Origin of the sequence: Micromonospora sp. NPDC005220, assembly GCF_040607895.1 — a bacterium.
Lineage (GTDB): Bacteria > Actinomycetota > Actinomycetes > Mycobacteriales > Micromonosporaceae > Micromonospora.
Genome location: NZ_JBEXHP010000236.1, coordinates 1 through 1769 on the forward strand (window position 1 = coordinate 1; position 1769 = coordinate 1769).

Annotated in this window: 2 protein-coding genes; both read left to right on the plus strand. The window is 73.3% G+C overall.

What is annotated here, in order from left to right; all coding sequences use genetic code 11:
• A partial coding sequence (locus ABZU52_RS32375; protein ID WP_354974708.1) for an acyl carrier protein occupies positions 1–535 on the plus strand: 535 nt, incomplete at its 5' end.
• 17 nt (positions 536–552) lie between these two features.
• The coding region (locus ABZU52_RS32380; protein ID WP_354974709.1) for a beta-ketoacyl synthase N-terminal-like domain-containing protein at positions 553–1769 on the plus strand (1217 nt) is incomplete at its 3' end.

The window sequence follows — 1769 nt, forward strand, 5'->3', positions numbered from 1 at the left end:
CCGCCGGGCCGCCGCCGGTGCCGAACCCGGCGGGGCCGCGTTGCGGCGGCGTCTGACCGGGCGGTCCGCGTCCGCGCGCATCGAGGTCCTGCTCGATCTGGTACGGGTGAGCGCCGCCGCCGTCCTCGGGCACCCCGACCCGGCCGGCATCGACCCCGACAAGGGGTTCCTCGACGCCGGTTTCGACTCGCTGACCGCCGTGGAGCTGCGCAACCAGCTCACCGAGAGCACCGGTCTGCCGCTGCCGGCCACTGTGCTGTTCGACCATCCGGCACCCGGCGCGCTGGCCCGGCACCTGGAGGCCGAACTCGCCGGCGCCGACGGGACCGACGTCCTCGCGGAGCTGGATCGCCTGGCGGCCGTCGTCGCCTCGGCCGCCGACGACACCGCCACTCGGCGCCGGGTCGCCGCCCGCCTGGAGGCGCTGCTGACCAAGGTTCGCCACGCCGGAGCGGAGGCGGACTCACCGCGACCCGCGCCGGTGGACGACGACGAGTTGTTCGCCCTCATTGACCACGAGCTCGGACTGTCGTGAAGCGGGGAGCCACCGGAATGTCAAACGAAGACAAGCTCCGCGAGTACCTGCGGTTGGTCACCGACGACCTGCGCCGGACCCGGCAACGGGTCCGCGAGCTGGAGGAGCCCGACCCGATCGCCATCGTGGCCATGAGCTGCCGGCTACCCGGCGGCGTGCGCAGCCCGGAGGACCTGTGGCGGCTGCTCGCCGACGGCCGGGACGCCGTCGGTGACTTCCCGACCGACCGGGGGTGGGATCTGGAGGCGATCCACGACCCGGACCCGGCGCGGCCCGGCACCTCGTACACCCGGCACGGCGGTTTCCTCGACCGCATCGACCTCTTCGACGCCGACTTCTTCGGGATCAGCCACCGCGAGGCGCAGGCGATGGACCCGCAGCAGCGGCTGCTGCTGGAGACGTCCTGGGAGGCGATCGAGCGGGCCGGCATCGACCCGGCCGGGCTGCGGGGCCGGGCCGTGGGCGTGTACGCGGGCGTCGCCTACAGCGACTACACCTCGGTGGCCCGCCCAGACGCGGAGCTGGAGGGCTATCTGGGCAGTGGTAGTGCCGGGAGTGTGGCGACCGGGCGGGTCGCGTACGTGCTGGGGTTGGAGGGGCCGGCGGTCACTGTCGACACGGCGTGTTCGTCGTCGCTTGTGGCGATCCACCTGGCGAGTCGGGCGTTGCGGCAGGGCGAGTGCGACCTGGCCCTCGCCGGCGGCGTCACGGTGATGGCCACCCCCGGCATGTTCGTGGAGTTCAGCCGGCAGCGCGGGTTGGCGGCGGACGGGCGGTGCAAGCCCTTCGCGGAGGCCGCCGACGGCACCGGCTGGTCCGAGGGGGCCGGCATGCTGCTGCTGGAACGACTCTCCGACGCGCGCCGCAACGGCCATCCGGTCCTCGCGGTGGTACGCGGCTCGGCGGTCAACTCCGACGGCGCCAGCAGCGGCCTGACCGCGCCCAACGGGCCGGCGCAGCAGCGGGTCATCGAACGGGCGCTGGCCGACGCGCGCCTCGTACCGGCCGACGTGGACGTGGTGGAGGCGCACGGGACAGGCACTCGGCTCGGTGATCCGATCGAGGCGCAGGCGGTGATTGCCGCTTATGGGCGGGGTCGGGTTCGGCCGTTGTGGTTGGGGTCGGTGAAGTCGAATGTCGGTCATACGCAGGCGGCGGCGGGTGTGGCCGGTGTGATGAAGGTGGTCTTGGCGATGCGGCATGGTGTGGTGCCGCGGTCGTTGCATGTGGATCG